Below are 19,568 nucleotides of genomic sequence, written 5' to 3'. Positions count from 1 at the left end.
AGCGCAACTTTATCGAACCGCGCAATCGATTGTCTATCAGACAATCGCTGGAACGTTCGCCATGCCGGCCGTGCCGAAGATTCTGCGGTAACGTGCCACTTCGCTGGCCGGCCCGAGTGATTTGGCGTAGTTGTCAGAGAGCTTGACCGCAGGCCGTCCATTGACGCTCGCCACTTTGCAGACGAGGCTGATGGGATCAAAGTCCCTATTGGATTCCGGGTCGCAATCGCGAAAGTCATTGGTGAGCAGTGTGCCCCAGCCCGCGCTGAAGCGCAGCCGCCGTTCGGGCGTCCAGCGCGCGGCGTCCTGAAAATCTGCAGCAGAGCGAAACTCGTACGGTCGCGCGCCATTCTGAATGGTGCCTGCGAAGTAGGCGTGCAGGGCGAGAATGTCGTCCACGTCGAGCCCGTCGGATGCGATGAGCAGTTTTTTGCGCGGGTCGCGGCCATGTTTTTCGAGCCACGCGATGTATTCATCCCCAGCAACAAACGGGTCTTTGCTGTCGACGCGCTGGCCGGTCCAGTTGGCCACCCACTCGGGCGCGCCATCGAGAAACTGGGTTGTGCCGAAGGTATCCGGCAGCATGATCAGCAGGGCACCGGCATAGGTCTCCTGCCAGAGCTCGAGCATGCGGTATTGCGCGTGCCGCAGCGACGACTCATCATCGGCCATTGCGGCCAGCGCCATGGGGATTTCATGGGCGTTGGTGCCGATGGCTTCAAGGTCATGCTTGTAGGCCAGAAATGTGTTCGACGTGCCGGTGAAGCACTCGCCGAGCGTGTCGCGCATGGCCTTGACGACGTACTCCTGCCATAGAAAGCTGTGGCGGCGGCGGGTGCCGAAGTCGGCGATTTTGAGCCCGGGAACGCCGCGCAACCGCTCCATCTTGCTCCACAGGCGGCTCTTGGCGCGGGCGTAAAGAATGTCGAGCGCCAGTTCGCCGCGATGCTTGAGCATGGCGCGGGTTTTTAGTTCCGTCAAAATGGAGAGCGAATACAGCTCCCAGAGGGTGGTTTCAGTCCAGCGGCCCTCAAAGGTGAGCACAAACTGGCCATCGCGCACGCTCACGTCATAATCGGGCAGGCGAAAGTCCTCGGCCAGCCACTCGATAAATGCCGGCTCAAAGATGCCGCGTACGCCATAAAAAGTGTTGCCGGCCAGCCACACCAGCTCTGAGCGGCCAAAGCGCAGGCGGCGCACATGCTCCAGTTGCTGCACGAGTTCTTCGCGCAGAATCATGTCGCCCAGCCGCACCTGCGAGGTGCGATTGACGGTGGTGAAAGTCACCCTGGCAGACGGAAAATGCTTCCAGATAAACTGCAGCATCAATAACTTGTAAAAGTCCACATCGAGCAGGGAGCGTATGATCGGGTCGAGACTCCAGTTGTGATTGTGAGCACGTTCTGCAAAATTGACGATCAATCCTCTCAACCCTCCTGCCCGGTGGCGCGGCTACAAATATCGTAAGCCTGTGCATCAGACAGAGTATCGATAGAACTTTTTTGGGGGCTAGATTGCCGATCTTTGAATTTCACATCTCCCGCCGTGTCCGCGAGCGCTATCAATTTGCGGAGACATTGTTTTCATTCAACGGGAATGTCGTATTTGCCAGCCTGCCTGCGTGCCGCGAGTTTGCCCATCGTATGAATCAGGTGCGCGATGTGGAGCGCCACCCCGAGCAGCGCGTTCACCCCGCCGCTCTCTATGCCATGGGCCTCATTGATGAGGCCTGCCATGCGCTCGTGGCCCAGTATCGCAAGCAGTATGATCCGCAGGTCATGACCGAGGGGCTGGCCTGGCTGGCCGGCCGCTTTCATGAGGAAAAGGTCGAAAAGCTGCTGCTGGCTTTTGTGCAGCATTACCCGGGCATCGCCGTTTATCGCGGCGAGCAGACGCCGGAGAAGTGGCTCACCGGCTCCACCGACGGCGTATCGCACCGCGACGTGGCCTTTGAAGAGATGATTCTGCTCTGGATGGCCAATCGCAATCCGGCCTTTCAGCCCTTTGTGGAGCTGTTTGACGACACCCCGCTTGCCGAACACACCATTTACCGCCAGGCCGCGCAGAGCCTGCCGGAGTACTTCGCGACGCGGCCGCTCATTCCTATTCCTGACGCTAGCCCCATGGACCTGCTGCGGCTGCTGCTGGTGCCGTCGCTCACGGCCCCGGGCTCGTTGCGCGATCAGCTTGCAGTGATTCGCAAGCGCTGGGGCGGCTTGCTGGGATCGGCCATCGATCGTCTGCTGATGGTGGCCGGGGAAGTGTTGCACGAGGAAGAGCTGGCCATCTGGACGCAGTTTCATCCCGCATGGGATCCGGCGCGCCTGGCCGAGGAGCGCCGCCGCCACGGCCAGCACGGGGGCGGCCCGGTCAGCGAGTCAGAAGTGCCCACCTTCAGTGGCGTGCGCGACGTGGAATATGAAAAATTCAGCGCGGACGTCGAATGGATGCCCCGTACTGTGCTTATGGCCAAGAGCACGTATGTTTGGCTCAACCAACTCTCGCGCTGGTATGGCCGCGCGATCGAGCGGCTCGATCAGATTCCGGATGAAGAACTCGACGCGCTGGCCCGGCGCGGCTTCACCGCGCTCTGGCTGATCGGCCTGTGGGAGCGCAGCCGCGCCAGCAAAACTATCAAGCAGCTTTGCGGCAACGCTGACGCAGTGGCCTCGGCCTATTCGCTCTTTGACTATCGCATTGCCGACGACCTGGGCGGCGAGGCGGCTTATAACCAACTGCGCGACCGCGCGGCGCAGCGCGGCATCCGGCTGGCCAGCGACATGGTGGCCAATCACATGGGCATTGATTCGCCCTGGGTGGTCGAACATCCGGAGTGGTTTCTGTCGCGCTGGGACACGCCTTATCCGAATTATTCCTTTGACGGGCCTGATCTTTCTGCCGATGGCCGCGTCGAGATTCAGATTGAGCGCCACTATTATGACCAGACCGATGCGGCCGTGGTCTTTCGCCGCCGCGACCGCGCCACCGGCGAGGTGCGCTACATCTATCACGGCAATGACGGCACCAGCTTTCCGTGGAATGACACGGCGCAGCTCGATTATCTGAATCCGGCGGTGCGCGAGCATCTGATCCAGACCATTCTGCATGTGGCGCGCATGTTCCCCGTGATTCGTTTTGACGCCGCTATGACGCTCGCGAAGCGGCATTTCCACCGGCTCTGGTTCCCCGGGCCGGGCGCGAGCGGGGCCATTCCTTCGCGCGCCGAATACGGTCTGACCGATGAGGAGTTCAATCGCGCCATGCCGCATGAGTTCTGGCGCGAAGTGGTGGATCGCGTCGCGGCCGAGGTGCCGGGCACGCTGCTGCTGGCCGAAGCCTTCTGGCTCATGGAGGGCTACTTCGTCCGCACACTGGGCATGCATCGTGTCTACAACAGCGCCTTCATGAACATGCTGCGCGATGAGGAGAATGCCAAGTATCGCTCGGTGATCAAGAACACCATTGAGTTTGATCCGGACATTCTGAAGCGCTACGTCAACTTCATGAGCAATCCCGACGAGCGCACGGCCATTGACCAGTTCGGCAGCGGAGACAAGTGCTTTGGCGTTGCCACGCTCATGGCCACGCTGCCGGGCCTGCCCATGTTTGGCCATGGCCAGATCGAGGGCTTCACCGAGAAGTACGGCATGGAGTATCGCCGCCCTCGCTATGAAGAGAACGCAAACCCGTGGCTGGTGGAGCGGCACGAGCGGCAGATTGCTCCGCTGCTGCACCGGCGCTCGCTCTTTGCCGAGAGCGGCAATTTTCTGCTGTATGACTTCTACCGCGCTGACGGTACGGTGGATGAGAACGTCTTCGCCTACTCCAACCGCCGGGGCGATGAGCGCGCACTGGTTCTCTATCACAACCGTTATGCGGAGACCGAGGGCACCGTCCACATCTCGGCCGCCTATGCGGACAAAGGGTCGGGCCAGCTTCGCCGCCAGTCCCTGCAGGAGGGGCTGGGCTTTGGCGGAGACTCGAGCCTGTTGCTGCGTTATCGCGACGCCAGCACTGGGCTTGAGCATCTGGGCCGCGCCAGCGAGCTGGCCGGGCAGGGCTTCCGCATCCGGCTGCAGGCCTATGAATACCATGTGCTGCTCGATTGGCAGGAACTGCGTGCCACGGTCGAGCAGCCCTGGGACCGCCTCTGCGACGCTTTGAAGGGCGAAGGCGTGCCCAATCTGGACGAGGCCCTGCTGCATCTGGAGCTGCAACCGGCGCACGATGCCCTGCGCCAGGTGCTGGACGCGCCGGTGGTACGTCACCTCGCCGACCTCGCGGCGCAGCCTGTGCCAGTAGGGGATGCGCGCGCTGCCGCCAAGGTCCGCACCGCGCGCAGAGAGGCGTTGACCTCGCTCTGGCAGCTCGTCCGCATCTTTCTCGAAGAAGCGCAGGCCGCCTATCGCACGCAGTTGGAGCGCGGATCGACATTGCAGGAAAAAGCCGCGCAGACGCTGCCTGTCTTCCGCGATCCGGCCACCATGGAAGCCGATTTTCAGGAGAGCTTCACGGCCATGCTGCGATTGCCCTCCGCGGAGGCGCTCTTCCCTGAGCTTTGGCCGCCCGAGGCACGCCGCATTCTGCCTGGCTACAGCCCTGAAGTTATGGCGGCCTCGCTCTGGGCCCCTGTCCTGGCGTGGCGCACACTGGCCTTGCTGCTGGAATCGCTTTCCGGCGCCGGGAAGAAGCAGCCCGTGCTGGATGCCGGGACCATCTTTGATGGCCTTCGATTCCGCGACCCGCTGGCCAAGGCGTTTCACCATCTTGGTCTGCCGCCCGAGGAGGGATGGCGCGCAGCAGCGCGCGTTCGCCAGGTGCTTCTCGCAGAAAAGAATCCCGTGTCTCGGCAGGCCTATGGCCTCACTCGCGCACAATGGGAAGACCCTGAGATGCGCTGGTTGCTGGGATGGAACGAGTGGCAGGGGCACACCTATATCGCTCGGGAGTCTTATGAGCAGATGCTGTGGTGGCTCCGCATGCCGCGCCTCTGCCGTCTGAGCGGACGCAAGGTGCCCGATCGCCGGATTGCAACGGAAATCGATACGGAAGTGCGCGCGGCCTGTCAGGAGATGGCAGCCCTGAAGTACTGCGTCGATACCATGGTGACGCCGCCGCCTAAGCCGGCGAAGTCTTCGTCTGGCCTCAGGAAGGCCGACGCCGGGAAGTCGGGTTCAGCAGACAAAGCGGGTCCGGGCAAAGCGAACGGGGGCAAGTCACGGCGTCCGAGTCCGGATGCAAGTGCCGGCTCGGGTTCCCAGGGCAGCGCCAAGGCCTCAAAGCCTGCCGCCGTGAACAAGACCAGTCCGCGCGGCAAGGCGGCAGAGAAGCCGGGCAAAGCCTCCAAAAAGAAGGCCGGCAAGTAGCGCTTCTTTCGCGCAAAAAGCAGAGGCGGTGGAAACTTTCCACCGCCTCTTGAATTGTCTGCGAAAGCAGGCCGCGCTCTATGGTTCGCCCGAACCCGGCGCGTGGCTTTCAATGATGCTGTTGTTGGAGAGCACCTCGCTTGATGCGCCAGCATACTGTGTACTGGTGCGCAGGCCCGTGATGTTGCCCTGTACTTCGATCGTGGTGTCGAGCGTGTCCGTATCAGTGCGAATTACCGTGACAAACGGGCTGTTTGGACCAGCCACCAGAACCTTGCCCGTGGGGTAGTTGTACACCGAGGCAATCTCACGCGGATTCATGTCGAGCGAGATGGTCTTGATGACGGAATCATTGTTCAGATTCACGATCGTAACCGCGCCATCATCGTTGTAAGTCAAGTTGCTTCCGCTGCCGCTCGTGGTGCCCTGATCGGCCACATAGACGCGGGGATCAGTGTCACTCTGCAGAATGCTCAGCGCCGCCGGGTGCTCGCCCACCGGAATGGTAGCGAGGATCTTACCGAAGGTCGCGCTGTCATTGCCGTAGACGTCCTGGCTGATGTCGATCACGCTGATGGTGTTGTTGTCGTAGTTGGCCGTGACCATGAGCTGGCCGTTGTTATAGACATCCGCGAAAACCGGACCCGCATTGCAGCTGGTTTGCCCGGGGCAGAGATTGATCGTGCCGTTGCCGGTCAGGTAGCCGTTGTTAGTGGTGTCAATCGCATTCTTCTGCGCATCGATCACCGTAACCGTGCCGCTGCCGCGGTTCATGATGAAGGCGCGCTCTCCGTTGCTTGACATCACGCCATAGACCGGGCAAACGCCGAGCGGCAGACGTGACGAAATGCTCTGGTTCGCGACACTTGTGACCTTGTTGGTCGTGCTGATCAGCAGGTCGAGGCCATCCGCTTCGCCGTTGGTGTTGACCGACGAGGGATTGCTGCATGCGCCCCATGCGAGGTTGCCGCCCGTGCTGGAATTGCCCTGGCTGATCGCATAAATCCGCTGGGCGTCGTCAATGCCCACCAGGTTGATGAGGGCCGGAGCGACGGGAATCTCCTGCTCCAAGGCCGGAGGCGCGTTGGCGCTCATCTCGGCAATGGCGTTGTGGCCCTTCTCCGTCACAAAAATGGTGCCGTTCATGGCCAGCACGTTGTTCGGCACTGGATAGGCCTTGGCACCGTTGTAGCTGTTCAGGAAGGTGCTGGTCTGAATTTTGTTGGTCTGCAGCGTGCTGTTGGCTTCCACGTAGCTCATGGTGCCATCGCAATTCGGCACATAGGCGAGGCCGCCCGTGGGGTCCATGCCCATATTGATGGGTCCGTTGCCGATCAGCGCTGTGTTCATGATGCTGTCGCCGGACGTATCGATCAGCGTCGCTACACCGGGGTCAGTGTAGGCTTGTGGGCTCGGGGGTGTATCCGAGTTGTTCAGAATGCACGGATTATCTGCTGGAACATCCAGCAGGTTATAGTGCGGCTCTGAAGTCACGAGCGCATACGCCGTAGGCTGCCCGGCCGGCCCCGTCGGCTGAATAGGGGTAATGACTGGTTGATATTGATTGCCGCAACCGACGGTTGCAACTACCGCCAGCAGCCCCCCGGCCGCCAGCCACACCATGCTTCGCACTCGCAAAAATTACCTCACTACCGGTTGTGCTGTAGAACTTGATTGTAAATCAGTGTACAAACTCCCTTTGATCTCCGCACAGGGGAAAAGCCAGAAAGGACCTCCTGGTGAACCAGACGCCGCGCCCCTCTCCGCCGCTCCGCTGGCAATCCAAGGCGGTTTTGCTGGTCTTTCTGCCCGTTCTGGCCGCGCATTTGCTGCTGGACGCCGGGTATCGGCTGGAATCAGGTGACACCCTCAGGGTCTACATCGCCTTTGGCATCGCCGCCATGTTTGGCGTTATTGTCTGGCTGGTGCGTGCGGCCACGCCGGGCGGAGCCGCCGCCGGAGCCATCGTCGCCGCCAGCCTCTCGCTCTGGACACCCGGCCGGCGCACGGCACTCTGGCCACTGGCAGCGCTGCTGGTGCTTACATTATTGGCCACACGCGCGGGCCGTTCCGCCAAGGAGAAGCTCGGGCTCGCCGAGGACAAGCACGGACGTACCGCCGCGCAGGTAATGGCCAACCTCGGGGTTGCGGCTCTCTGTGGCGTGCCCTTTTCGATGGCGCTGGTCTATCAGCATTCGCCTGTGCCGCATCTTTGGCTGGTGGCCATGACTGCGGCGCTGGCCGAGGCCACCGCCGATACGCTTTCCTCTGAAATTGGGCAGGTGATTGGCGGTGAACCGCGCCTGCTCACCACGCTGCGCCGTGTTCCGCCCGGCACCGACGGAGCCATCACCCTTGCCGGAACCCTCAGCGGATGTGCCGGAGCCGCCATCGTGGCCGAAGTCGCCCGGGTAGCATTGCCCCTGAACTGGCGGGAGGCTGGCCTGGCCTTTGGCGCGGCCATCCTGGGACTCTTCCTCGACAGCCTGCTCGGCGAATGGATCGAGCGGCGCGGATGGCTCAACAACGATGCGGTGAATACTCTTTCCACGCTCGCCGCCGCCCTCGCTGCCGTTGCCGCCATGAGCCTCTTGAAGTAGTGGAGTGCCGGGAGCCGAAGAGATTCTCTGACTCAAAACTGCGGACTGCCAACTGGGGACTGATAATCGGCAACTGCCTGCGGAGTGGCTCAATGCAGATGCAGCCGCCACGCCGTGTAGCTGGCAATCTCATGCAGCCGGCGGCGAATCAGGTACTCAAGTGGTGCGGGCCGCAAATCAGGGCGGGGCGAGGTAAAAACCTTCAGCCCTGCGGCGACACAAAGCGCATGAATCCGGAACAGGTGCGATCCGTCGCTCACGACGTCCAGCGTTTCGATGTGATTTTTACGCACGATGACGGCCAGCCGCGCCACGGACTCTTCGGTATCGTCGCTCTTGGTTTCGGCGATGATGCTGGCTTCGGGAACTCCATGCGCCATCAGGTAGTCGCGACCCACTCCGCCCTCGGTGTGCGTGTCGCCGTTCTCCCGGCCTCCGAGCGTGATGACCAGCGGAGCGAGCCCTTCCTGATAGAGCGCAAGGGCGTGATCGAGCCGCGCGCGCAGCACCGGGGAAGGCGTTCCGTCGTACTCTGCCGCGCCAAAGACGGCAATGGCGCCGGCGGGGCGCGCCTCATCGTGCGTCTCATAGGAGCGAATCTGGCTGTAGACCCAAGCTGTCCACGCGGCACCTCCCAGCAGGCAAAGAGCCCCCAGCAGGCGGATCACCCTTTGGCGTCCTCTGGCGGAGGCTGCGGCGGAGCGGCTTTTCGGTGCTCCGGCGGGTGCCGGGTCGTGCGCATCCATCATTGCTGCAACGCCAGGGCGATGGCATAAGTGGGAATAGCGCCTTCGCGCAGAATCTGCCACTGCCCGCCTCCGGCCGAGAGATCCACAATGGTCGTGGGCAGGCTGCGGGGAGTCGGGCCTCCATCCACAATCAGAGGAATGCGCTCGCCAAGCTGGTCGCGTACGCACGAGGCATAGGTGCATTCGGCGGCGTTCTGCAGGTTGGCAGACGTGGCCGTGATCGGCAGGCCCAGGGCCTCCACCACAGCGCGGGGAATCTCGGCGTCGGGCACACGCAGTGCCACGTTGCCCGTGTTGGCCGTACTGCGCAGCGGCAGGCGCGAGCCCGCTTTGACGATCACAGTCAGCGGTCCGGGCCAGAAGCGCTCGGCCAGCCGGTCGAAGTGGTTGTCCACCTCGCGGGCCAGTTCATAAGCCTGCCCGGGATTGGCGATGAGCAACGATAGCGGCTTGTGCTTCTGCCGCGACTTCAGCTCATAGATACTCTCCACGGCCCGCAGGTTCACCGGGTCTACGGCGAGGCCATAGAACGTATCGGTCGGCATGCCAACAACTTTGCCGCTGCGAATACAAGAGACCACGTACTGTATTCGGTCAGGCTCTGGCTCATCCGGATGGATGCGCAGCATCTCTGCGTACAAGGCATCTCCCAAAGAAGCGCGGCCCCTGTGAGCGGAGGTTCCACCGGCAAACAGCGTAAAATCCACGCATGCCGAATGCCACAGAGCGCGCACGCACTACACGCATTGTACAAAGCCGGCACAACTCCCGCGTGAAGGAATTGCGTGCGGCCTTTTCGCATCCCGGTAAGGGAGAGCGGGGATACATCGCCCTCGAAGGCGAACTGCTGCTCGCCGAGGCTCTGCGCAGTGGCCTGGCTCCGGCCGCCGTGTTTATTCGTAGCGGCCAGTGGGAAGCGCTGGAGCGCGTCGCGGCCAAGGCCCCATCGCGTGCCGCTCTGGATACCGCGGAAATACTGGAATTGCCCGCCGACATATTTTCAAGCGCTGTTGATACGGAGTCTCCGCAGGGCATCGCTGCATTGCTCGCGCCGCCGCGTTTTGATTGGGACGACCTTTTCCCGGCCCACGCGCCGGCGCTGCTGCTCGTCACTGCCAGCCTGCAGGACCCCGGAAATCTGGGCACACTGATTCGCTCGGCCGAAGCCTTCGGCGCGAGTGGCATTCTTACGCTGCCCGGCACGGTGAATCTCTGGAACGCAAAAGTGGTGCGGGCTTCGGCGGGGTCGGTCTTTCGCATGCCGGTCGTCGCTCGCTGCGAAGAAGAGGTGCTCGCGCGGCTTGCCGCCCAGGGCGTCACCCTCTTTGCCACCACCGCCGATGGCGATCTGCCAGCCACACAGGCCGCTCTGACGCAGCCCTGTGCGCTGCTCATCGGCAATGAGGGCGCGGGGCTTACGCCTCACCTCCTACAGGCGGCCGATGCGCGCCTGGCCATTCCTACGCCGGGCCCGGTCGAATCACTCAATGCGGCCATCGCCGGCAGCATTCTGCTCTATGAGGCCTCGCGCCAGCGCGCGGCATCTCAAAGGGAGCAGTAGCCTTATGAATCTTTTTGCTCCCGTTTCCGGATCTGAATCCACGCCGCCAGCGGGCACGCGCCCTCTGGCCGAGCGCATGCGTCCGCGCACGCTCGACGAGTTTCGCGGTCAGCAGCATCTTTTGGGGCTGGGCAAGCCACTCCGTGTGCAGATCGAGCGCGACGATGCCGCCTCAATGATTTTCTGGGGACCTCCGGGAGTAGGCAAAACCACCCTTGCCAAGATCGTTGCGGAAACCACGCACGCCAGCTTCATTGAATTCTCCGCCGTGCTCTCAGGCATCAAGGAGATCAAGCAGGTCATGGCCGATGCCGAAAAGGCCTCGACCTACGGCTCGCGCACGATTCTTTTTGTCGATGAAATTCACCGCTTCAACCGCGCCCAGCAGGATGCCTTTCTGCCATACGTGGAGCGCGGCACCATCCGCCTGATTGGCGCGACGACTGAGAATCCGTCGTTTGAGGTGAACGCGGCGCTGCTCTCCCGTTGCCGCGTCTATACGCTGCAGGCGCTCACGGAAGACGATCTGGTCTCTCTGCTCGAGCGCGCGGCTGCCGACCGCGAACGCGGACTCGGCAACATGGGCGTGACCTTCGATGCCGATGCGCTTGCCTTGATCGCCGACTATTCTTCGGGCGACGCCCGCAACGCGCTCAATGCACTCGAAGTCGCTGCCAAGCTGGCGCAATCGCGCGAAGAGAATCCTCGCGTCTCTCGCGAACTGGCGCAGGAGGCGCTGCAACAGCGTGTGCTGCTCTATGACAAACAGGGCGAAGAGCACTACAACCTGATCTCGGCACTGCACAAGTCCGTGCGCAACAGCGACCCTGACGCGGCCCTCTACTGGCTGGGCCGCATGCTGCAGGCGGGCGAAGATCGTATGTACGTGGCCCGCCGCGTGGTGCGCATGGCCGTCGAAGACGTCGGCCTTGCCTCGCCCGAGGCGCTGAATCTCACGCTTTCGGCACGCGACGCCTTCGAATTTCTCGGTATGCCCGAGGGTGACCTCGCGCTGGCGCAGGCCGTCGTTTATCTGGCGCTGGCGCCCAAGTCGAATGCCGTTTACACGGCCTATGGAGCAGTGCTGGGTGACATCGAGGCTACGCGCGCCGAGCCTGTTCCGCTGCATCTGCGCAACGCGCCAACCCGGCTGATGAAAGAAATGGATTATGGCAAGGGCTATCAGTATGCCCACGACGAAGAGGGTAAAGTCGCCGACATGGAGTGCCTGCCGCCCAGCCTTGCCGGACGCCGCTACTATCAGCCGACAGAAGAGGGCCGCGAAAAGCTGCTGCGTCAGCGAATGGAAGAGATTCGCCGCATTCGCGCAGCGAAACGCGGCAAGCGCTAGCGACGCGCCAGAATGGTTGGGCTGTCTTTCTGCAGCAGCTTCACGGCCTCACGCCAGGTGGTCTCCGGTGGCAGCAGCGTGAAATCGCTCTGATTTTCGGTCATGTGAAACGAGAGTGCCTTGAAGATCAGCGCCGTACCTTCGACATCGAGGCGCATGTGCGTCACCGCCCAGTAGCCGGGCAGCACCTCATCGTTTTCCATGCTGACGTGGCCACCTTTGTCAAAGGTCGCCAGCAGTCCCAGTCCCCAGCGCACATTGTGAATCAGGTGAGCCTGCAGACGCACAAAGCGCATGTTTAACTGGTTGATCCACAGGTCGCCGGTCATGCCCTCGAACATGCGCGATTCCAGATCGGGGGGCGAAAACTTCGGATTCGGCACAAAAGTGAAGTGCAGAATCGGGCCATTCATTCCCGGCTCTTCGCCTGCATAGTGAAAGAGGAAGGCGTCCGGCAGTTCGCGCATCAGGCGGTCCACACGCTGCTGCTCTTCCGTTTCGTGCTGGTGGTGGCGGCGCTGCGAGGCCGGGTCGGCGAGCAGCGCCTTGAGCCGCTGCTCTTCCTGGCGTTCCTGCTGGGCATCGAGAGGCTTTCCATTGATGGCGATGAGCCGCGACACTTCGCCGTCATGCGTCTCGATGACATCTTTCACGAATGTGCCGTGGTCCGTCACCTTTGTGAACCGGTAGCGCATGGCGACGGTCCGCTCATCATTCGCAATCTGAATCTGCACTGCACGCCGCACCATGGCATTCGGATGAGGCGCGATCATGGATTGCGCGCACACGGGCAGGCTGGCCGGCAACAGGCAGAGTGCGGCAAAGGGAAAGATCAGAAAGCGTGCGCAGCGGCAAAGCATTGTGAGATAGACGAAAACGAGACGCTCCGCGTCGCACCATGCTGAGAAAAAGCTTGCCAAAGCTCCACCGCTACTTTGCCGTGGTGGCAGAACTCGCACTCGCGGAACCTGCCGAGCCCACCGTAGCCGTGTGCGGCAGGGAATTGAGCGCGTTGAAAACAATGCCCGGCGTCAGCACCTCGGGCAACAGTTGCGGCGGCGCGCCTGCTTGTCCTGAATAGAGCGCATAAGTCGGGATGCCGCTGCGGCCCAGTTGCTGCAGCGCTTCGGAGATGTTCTTGTCATGGTGCGTCCAGTCGGCCTTGAGCAGTTCCACGCCGCTCGACTTCAGCGCCTTCTGCACGTCATCCCGGTCCAGCACCACGCGCTGATTCACCTGGCAGCTCAGGCACCAGTCGGCGGTAAAGTCCACAAAGACTGGCTTGCCCTCGCTCAGGTACTGCTGCAGCAGCGCCGGGCTGTAAGGCTGCCATTCCGTCTGTGCGCCAGCTCGTGAAGCGGCGGTCTTCGTCTGCTGCGTGGAGTCGCCGAGCACGCGGCCCACATACCAGGGCAGGGCAATCGCGGCGGCAATGATCAGCAGCGCCACCAGCGTGGCCACGCGTTTGGCGGGCCAGCGTCCCAGCGTCCAGCCGGCAATGGCCAGCAGCAGAAAGGCCGACAGCAGCGCCATCAAGGCATAGCTGCCCGCCGATTCGGTGTAGAGCCACACCATCCAGATCACCGTGCCAAAGATGGGAATCGAGACGGCCTGCTTCAGAATTTCCATCCACGCGCCGGGTTTGGGCAGCAGGCGCGTCCAGCCGGGGTTGTAGGCCAGCAGCAGGTAGGGCAGCGCCAGTCCCAGCCCAACGCCCGTGAAGACCGCAAAGCTGGTCATCGCCGAGTGAGCCAGGGCGTAGCCAATCGCAGGCCCCATGAAAGGAGCCGTGCACGGCGTGGCCACCACCATCGCCAGCACTCCGGTAAAGAAGCTGCCCGCATAGCCCTGCTTCTGCGCCAGACTGCCGCCCGCACTCGTCAGCGTGAGGCCAATTTCAAACTGTCCGGCCAGCGAAAGCCCCATAAAGAAGAGCAGCATCGCCATCAGGGCCAGAAAGAGCGGCGACTGGAACTGGAATCCCCAGCCCAGTTGCTGCCCGGCGGCGCGCAGAATCAGCAGCACGGCCACCACGGCCCAGAACGAAACCAGAATGCCCAGCGTATAGACCCAGCCATGGGCGCGCATCTTTTTGCGCTCATGCTGTGACGACTGCACCAGTGCGAGGCCCTTGATAAACAGAACCGGAAAGACACACGGCATCAGGTTCAGTAGCATGCCGCCCACCAGAGCCAGTAGCACGGCCCGCAGCATGGGCATCACCGAACTGCCTTGCTCCATCGCCGATGCGGGCAGGCTTCCGGGCAGCGCTGAAATCAGGTACGCCTGCCCGCTGCCAACTTCGAGCACGCCATGCAGCCGCTTGGGAGCCTGCTGCATGCTGTCGTCTTTCGTCAGGGACAGCGCTACACCCTTCTGCAGCGGTTCTACAGGCTGCGGCGCAGCGTTCGCAATCACCGTGAAGTCGAGCGGGAAGAACTCCGCCTTGGCTTCCTTATGCCCCAGCAGCACGGCCAGCCGAAAGCCCTTGGCGGTCGTCTGAAAGCGCGCCATATCTCCGCGTGGCAGCGGCTGCGGCATCTTTGCCTCAAAGGAGGCAATCTTCTGCTGCGCCTGAATATTTACCGTCGGAATCGCGGGCGCGCGCGGCAGCGTCTCTCGCGTGATCTTCAGCGTGCCTTGCCCGGGCAGGCAGACATTCTGGCAGACCAGCCAGCTTACGTCGGCGAGAATCTCCGCATGCGTGCTGCCCGGATGAAAGCCCGGCGCCACATGCATCGTGACCGGCAGCACCACCTCGTTCTCATAGCCGAAGTCCATCAGGGGGCCGAGCGGCAATCGTTGCGGCGGCGGATATTGCAATTCGCCCGCAGTGACACCCTTGGGTAGCATCCATTTCACGTTGGGTGGCTCGCCCGAATCGCCCGCATTGATCCAGTAGATGTGCCAGCCCGGGTCCATCTGAAAGTCGAGCCCGGCCGTAAACGTCTGCCCCGGATACAACTGCGCCGGGGGCATCAGCAGCGTCAGGCGCAGATGCTGCGCGCTCAGGGAGTCCTGTGCCCGCGCCGGCGTGCAGGCCGCAAGGGTGCAGAGCAGCATCAGGCACAACATTGCCTGCCACACAAAACGGGAGGCCCGGCCAGGCCAGGCGGGAAAGTTCGGCATACGTCTTTATTCTAGGACGGCCAGGGCGAGCAATGGTTACATCCGGCAGGAACGTCCGCTGCCATGAGGCGAAATGTTGACGCGATCAGACGCGCCGGCCCCACCCTTCGGCCATGTATGCCTTCAGCAGACAATGGTCCATCACCACCCGCATGCCCGCAGCTTCGGCGCGCGCGGCGGCCTCCTCATGCACCACGCCCTCCTGCAGCCACAGGTAAGGCAGCTTGAGCCGGATTGCCTCTTCGACAATCTCCGGTACGAACTCGGGCGCGCGAAAGACATTCACCATCTGAATTTCGCTCTCTGATCCTCGCGGATGCGCCGCCACCGCCGCCTCAAGCGTGGGGTAGGCCTTCTCGCCCAGGGATTCGGTGATTCTGGGATTCACCGGCACAATGCGGTAGCCCTGCTGTTGCATGAAGCGGGAGACTCCGTAGCTGGCGCGGCCGTCGCGATCCGTCAATCCCACGACGGCGATGGTTTTGGTATTTTCGAGCATTTCCCGCATGATTTCCGGCTCGTTCAAGGTGCATCTCCTGTCTATCCGATGCTGCTGAAGGCACGAATTCTTGCTCTGGCATCATCAAATTCCATTCTCTCCTCATTTCATCTCTCGCGCCGGGGCACGATAGCATAACTGCTGACCCATCCAAAAAGGAGCACTCATCATGGCCACCGGCACCCCTTACAAGACTGCGCAGCTCGGCGAGCAGTGGGACGCGATCGTCATCGGCTCCGGCATGGGCGGGCTCACCACAGCAGTTCTTCTGGCGCGCCATGCGGGCCAGCGCGTGCTGGTGCTGGAGCGGCATTACACGGCCGGCGGATGCACGCATACCTTTCACCGTCCCGGCTTTGAATGGGACATCGGGCTGCACTACATCGGGCAGATGCACCGCAGCGAAGCTGTCCGGCGTGCCTTTGACCATGTAACGGGCCGCGCCGTGCAATGGAACGCGATGCCCGCTGTTTATGACCGCGTATCCATTGCGGGCCAGCGCTATGACTTTCCTGCCGGGGCTGAAAACTTCCGCGCGCGCCTCGTAGAGTGGTTCCCGGCCGAAGTGCGCGCCATCGACCTCTATCTCAAGGCCGTCGAGAATTCCAACCACTCCAGCATGTACTACTACGCGGAAAAGGCCCTGCCGCCATGGCTTTCGCCCTTCATGGGCCGCTCGCTGCGCGGCGCTCACCTGCATTGGGTCGGCCAGACGACGCGCCAGATGCTGGAAGGTTTCCACGCCAGCCCGGAGCTGATCGGTGTGCTCACTGCGCAGTGGGGTGATTATGGCCTGCCGCCCGCGCAGAGCAGCTTTGCCGCGCATGCCACGATTGTGGGCCATTACCTCAACGGCGCGGCCTATCCGGTCGGCGGAGCCTCTGTCATTGCCGCCGCCATGGCTCCCATCATCGAGCAGGCTGGCGGAGCCGTCGTAATCGACGCGGCAGTGGACCGCATCCTGTGTGAGCGCGGACGCGCCGTGGGTGTTCGCATGGCCGATGGCCGCGAATTTCGCGCCAGGCATATTGTCAGCGATGCCGGAGCCAGGACGACCTTTGACCGCTTGCTGCCCGCCGATCTGGCCGCCGCGCAGAAGTTCCGCAGCCGCCTGCAAAAACTCTCACCTTCCTGCGCCCACTTGAGCCTCTACGTGGGGCTTTCGCAAGATGATGCGGCTCTCCACACCGATCCGGCGAATCTGTGGGTGTATCCCTCGTTCGATCATGATGCAAATGTCTCGCGCTTCGAGCAGGATCTCGACGCTCCGCTGCCGTTGGTCTATCTCTCGTTTCCATCCGCCAAAGATCCCGACTTTGCCCGCCGTCATCCCGGCAAGAGCACGATGGAGGCCATCACCATGGTTCCGTATGCGCCCTTTGCCCGCTGGCAGGAGAGCGCCTGGAAGCATCGCGACGAGGACTACGAATCTCTCAAGGCCGCGCTGGCCGCGCGCTTGCGGGCAGTGCTTGAGGAGCAGGTGCCGGCGGCGCGCAACCATATCGAGCACGCTGAGCTCTCCACCCCGCTCAGCACCCGGCACTTTTTGAATTACAGTCACGGAGAAATCTACGGCCTTGCCGCCACGCCCCAGCGGTACAAGCTGCGCCAGCTAGGCGCGCGCACACCGGTGCGCTCGCTCTACCTCACCGGGCAGGATGTTGCTACGGCCGGAGTGGCTGGCGCTTTATTCGGCGGCGTCATTGCGGCTTCTGTCGTGCTCGGCAAAAACCTGATGACCAAGGTCGTGCGCGAGTAGTCAGCGGCGCTTACGGCTTGTGGTATTTGTTCTTGACCGCGTCCTTGAAGTCGGCCAAGTCCAGGTTCAACTGAGTGGCGTCGTCAGTGTTCAGCAATCCCGAGGAGAAAGCCTTCTCCAGATCTTTTTCCGCCTTGTGCAGCGGTCCCCGCTTGGGCCGGTGACCCTGCGCGCGGGCATTGGCCGCGTCCACCAGCGTGGCCGCATCCTTGCGGAGCACCATTCTGCGCAGTGCATCGAAATTGCTCTCAGACAGTGACTGGTCCAGGTCGTTTTGCAGTTTCAGGGCGGTCTTCTGCATGTTGGCAGCCCTGTTCGCCGCACGGGCCGCCGGGGAGGCGCAAAGCAGCAACGCTCCCACGACTGCCACCGTCATCCATTGAAAGCATCGCAAGGGTATTTCTCCCGGCCAGATCAGAGTGTAGCGAGCCAGCCCCGAACAACAGGGCAGGCGATTGTCACGGGTCGCCTGCCTTTCCGAAGCGGCCGCATATGGCCAGAAACAGTGTAGCTGAATCCTTCCCGCTCATTCCTTGCGGCGGATTGCCTGCGCTCTCGGTCATTGCCCTTCGCTACAGTGCAGCATGACGGCAAAACCGGTATTGCCGATGCTGTAGTAGCGGTGCATGCGAATCTCGCCCGGCATCGAGTGCAGCGAGTAGTCCGTACCCGAGATCACCGTTGGCGGCGAAAGCATGCACATCGACGAAAGCTCCGGCACGCTTCGCTTCCACGTGCCCGCCACCATGTTGCAGACCTCGCCCAGGGCATCTTTGACCGTATCTTCGCTGGATCCCTCGGCTCCCGTGAGAAGGCTTGCGATGTAGTGGCTCGACGTCTTGTCCGCTCGCAGCATGCACGAGCCGCTGATCACTCCCGCAAGTCCGATCAGAACCGAAAAGCTCTCCGGCTCTGCCTTCAGCGGTGCATCTCCGGGCGAGCATTCCACGCCCAGCATGGTGCCGAAGACATCCTGTACGGCGCGATCCAGTTCGGCGGGGAACTGCTGCTGAATTGTCTGGCTCAATGTCATTGTCATACTCCGTCTCCGCACCCCCGTCCCGTGGCGATCATGATGCAACGGCCTCGACCAGCGGAATCACCCGGTCCTTGATCTGCTCCGCCGTAAAGGGCTTCAGGATGTATCCCCGTGCACCGGCCTGCACAGCCTGCACCACATGCTCCTCGCTGCCCTCGGTCGTGATCATCACAATCGGGACTCCCGGAGCGAGCTGCTTCGCACTGACCTGCGCCAGGAACTCCAGCCCGTTCATCTCCGGCATATTGATGTCAGAGAAAATCAGATCGACCTGCTGCGCCTGCAATACTTCCAATGCCTCTTTGCCGCTTCCCGCTTCCCATACCTGCGCCAGCGCCAGGCCGGCCGAGCGCAGCGAGCGCTCCACAATCTTTCTCATCACCGCCGAGTCATCGACGATCAACACTTTTATTTCCCGCATGGCACCTCCGAAATGCAGTCGTAATTTATTTCGCGGTACTGCGTTTATCGACAGCCACGGCGGAACCTTGATGGCCGCGCACTACTCCGGCGGAAGGCTTTCAATGTGCGCCGCCCGCCGCTCGCCGCTGCGCACCGGCACCGCCTGAAAGAGCGGGACGCCGGCCACCAGCAACTCGGGACGAGTCTTGGCCGTCACCGGAAAAACCACCACCTGGCCTGCCTCCAGCCCCTCCAGCTCCCGCATCGGAATCCGCGCTGGAGCCAATTGCAGCGCCGTTCCGACGCTGACCTTCTTCACCAGACCTCGCATCTTCGCGCGTGTCTCTTCGGAGTGTTCCTTCTGTGGGTGCAGGTCGCCGCGCAGGCTGCGCAGTACGGTGTTCGAAACGACGGCCGGCAGGGCGATGTGCAACAGCCCGCTGGCGCTCGGCAGCCGGATCTCAAAGCTCAGGCAAAGCGCCCGCTCCTTGATGGGCAGCAGCCGGGCCATCTGCGTCTGCATTTGACGGCTCTCAAAGTAAAAGCTCAGACCAATCGACTGCCAGGCGGAGCTCAGCTCCCGGCAGATCAGCTCCACCACATGCGCCACGATGGCTTCTTCAATCGAGGTCAGCTCCCGCACCTCGCCCGGCTGTCCAATGCCGCCCAGCAGCGCGTCAATCATCGAAGGCACCGGAGCCAGCTCCATCTGCAGAATCGCCACCGCGCGCAGTGGCTCCAGGCGCAGCGATGCGATAAACGACAAATCCGCGCCGCGCATCACAAATTCTTCAAAGGGAATCTGCTCGGCCGAAACCAGTTGAATGCGGCATTGCATTCCCAGCCACGCGCCGAGGTTGATGCCCAGGTTGCGCGCAAAGAGGTCGTTCAGAGAGCTGATCGAACGAAGCTGCTCCCGGCTGATCTGCCCGGCCCGCGAGTAGTTGTAGGGCCGCACATTCGCATCGGCTTCCGGCTGGGCCGGCTGCGCGGTGGCTTTGGCGGACTTGAAGAGGGCATCAATCTGCTCCTGCGCAAGGCTCTTGTCCATTGGGGCATGCTCCTGATCCAACACGCCGGCGCGATGAAATCTCCCGGAACCCGAAAGCGGGC

The 19,568-nt window shown here is 62.3% G+C and carries 16 protein-coding genes; 5 read left to right on the top strand and 11 right to left on the bottom strand.

What is annotated here, in order from left to right:
• Window positions 1-36 precede the first annotated feature (36 nt).
• On the bottom strand, window positions 37-1,422 hold the full coding sequence (locus ACP_RS04695; RefSeq protein WP_015896146.1) for a nicotinate phosphoribosyltransferase: 1,386 nt from the start codon (window positions 1,420-1,422) through the stop codon (window positions 37-39).
• A gap of 92 nt (window positions 1,423-1,514) precedes the next feature.
• On the opposite strand from ACP_RS04695, the gene ACP_RS04690 reads away from it, so the two are divergent.
• Window positions 1,515-5,366, top strand: coding sequence for an alpha-amylase family glycosyl hydrolase (locus tag ACP_RS04690; RefSeq protein ID WP_015896145.1), 3,852 nt, complete (start codon window positions 1,515-1,517; stop codon window positions 5,364-5,366).
• A gap of 78 nt (window positions 5,367-5,444) precedes the next feature.
• On the opposite strand, the gene ACP_RS04685 is transcribed toward ACP_RS04690, so the two are convergent.
• Window positions 5,445-7,004: a YncE family protein gene (locus ACP_RS04685; protein ID WP_148215036.1), complete on the bottom strand. Its 1,560-nt coding sequence runs from the start codon at window positions 7,002-7,004 to the stop codon at window positions 5,445-5,447.
• A gap of 101 nt (window positions 7,005-7,105) precedes the next feature.
• On the opposite strand from ACP_RS04685, the gene ACP_RS17185 reads away from it, so the two are divergent.
• Complete coding sequence (locus ACP_RS17185) at window positions 7,106-7,966, top strand: DUF92 domain-containing protein (RefSeq protein WP_015896143.1); 861 nt, start codon at window positions 7,106-7,108, stop codon at window positions 7,964-7,966.
• An 89-nt stretch (window positions 7,967-8,055) separates the two neighbouring features.
• On the opposite strand, the gene ACP_RS04675 is transcribed toward ACP_RS17185, so the two are convergent.
• Together ACP_RS04675 and ACP_RS04670 are read right to left on the bottom strand one after the other, a co-directional pair.
• Window positions 8,056-8,634 (bottom strand): YdcF family protein, encoded by a 579-nt coding sequence (locus ACP_RS04675; RefSeq protein WP_238525654.1) that lies wholly within the window; start codon window positions 8,632-8,634, stop codon window positions 8,056-8,058.
• Window positions 8,635-8,711: 77 nt separating this feature from the next.
• Window positions 8,712-9,344 carry an L-threonylcarbamoyladenylate synthase gene (locus ACP_RS04670; RefSeq protein ID WP_015896141.1) on the bottom strand — a complete coding sequence of 211 codons (633 nt, stop codon included), beginning with the start codon at window positions 9,342-9,344 and terminating at the stop codon, window positions 8,712-8,714.
• Between the two features lie 80 nt (window positions 9,345-9,424).
• On the opposite strand from ACP_RS04670, the gene ACP_RS04665 reads away from it, so the two are divergent.
• Complete coding sequence (locus ACP_RS04665) at window positions 9,425-10,276, top strand: TrmH family RNA methyltransferase (RefSeq protein WP_015896140.1); 852 nt, start codon at window positions 9,425-9,427, stop codon at window positions 10,274-10,276.
• 4 nt (window positions 10,277-10,280) lie between these two features.
• Window positions 10,281-11,627, top strand: a complete 1,347-nt coding sequence (locus ACP_RS04660) for a replication-associated recombination protein A (RefSeq protein ID WP_015896139.1) — start codon at window positions 10,281-10,283, stop codon at window positions 11,625-11,627.
• Here the strand turns inward: ACP_RS04660 and ACP_RS04655 are convergent.
• From ACP_RS04655 to ACP_RS04645, 3 genes are all read right to left on the bottom strand, one after another.
• Window positions 11,624-12,547 carry a hypothetical protein gene (locus ACP_RS04655; RefSeq protein WP_041839289.1) on the bottom strand — a complete coding sequence of 308 codons (924 nt, stop codon included), beginning with the start codon at window positions 12,545-12,547 and terminating at the stop codon, window positions 11,624-11,626. The two genes, ACP_RS04660 and ACP_RS04655, sit on opposite strands and share 4 nt — an antisense overlap.
• Window positions 12,548-12,557: 10 nt before the next feature.
• Entirely contained in the window at window positions 12,558-14,756 is a 2,199-nt protein-coding gene (locus tag ACP_RS04650) for a protein-disulfide reductase DsbD family protein (protein WP_015896137.1), read from the bottom strand.
• An 85-nt stretch (window positions 14,757-14,841) separates the two neighbouring features.
• A complete protein-coding gene (locus ACP_RS04645) occupies window positions 14,842-15,282 on the bottom strand; it encodes a CoA-binding protein (RefSeq protein WP_169305914.1) in 441 nt (146 codons plus the stop codon).
• A 142-nt stretch (window positions 15,283-15,424) separates the two neighbouring features.
• Here ACP_RS04645 and ACP_RS04640 point away from each other — a divergent pair, with 142 nt between their 5' ends.
• Window positions 15,425-17,014, top strand: coding sequence for a phytoene desaturase family protein (locus ACP_RS04640; RefSeq protein WP_015896135.1), 1,590 nt, complete (start codon window positions 15,425-15,427; stop codon window positions 17,012-17,014).
• A 10-nt stretch (window positions 17,015-17,024) separates the two neighbouring features.
• Here ACP_RS04640 and ACP_RS04635 read toward each other — a convergent pair whose 3' ends face one another.
• The 4 genes from ACP_RS04635 to ACP_RS04620 form a co-directional block, all read right to left on the bottom strand.
• Window positions 17,025-17,315, bottom strand: a complete 291-nt coding sequence (locus ACP_RS04635) for a hypothetical protein (RefSeq protein WP_169305913.1) — start codon at window positions 17,313-17,315, stop codon at window positions 17,025-17,027.
• 258 nt (window positions 17,316-17,573) lie between these two features.
• Complete coding sequence (locus ACP_RS04630) at window positions 17,574-18,053, bottom strand: chemotaxis protein CheX (RefSeq protein WP_015896132.1); 480 nt, start codon at window positions 18,051-18,053, stop codon at window positions 17,574-17,576.
• A 31-nt stretch (window positions 18,054-18,084) separates the two neighbouring features.
• Window positions 18,085-18,474: a response regulator gene (locus ACP_RS04625; protein ID WP_015896131.1), complete on the bottom strand. Its 390-nt coding sequence runs from the start codon at window positions 18,472-18,474 to the stop codon at window positions 18,085-18,087.
• An 81-nt stretch (window positions 18,475-18,555) separates the two neighbouring features.
• Entirely contained in the window at window positions 18,556-19,506 is a 951-nt protein-coding gene (locus ACP_RS04620; protein WP_015896130.1) for a flagellar motor switch protein FliM, read from the bottom strand.
• Window positions 19,507-19,568: the final 62 nt, after the last annotated feature.

The organism is Acidobacterium capsulatum ATCC 51196 (assembly GCF_000022565.1).
Lineage (GTDB): Bacteria > Acidobacteriota > Terriglobia > Terriglobales > Acidobacteriaceae > Acidobacterium > Acidobacterium capsulatum.
This window is presented reverse-complemented; position numbering and strand designations above follow the sequence as displayed.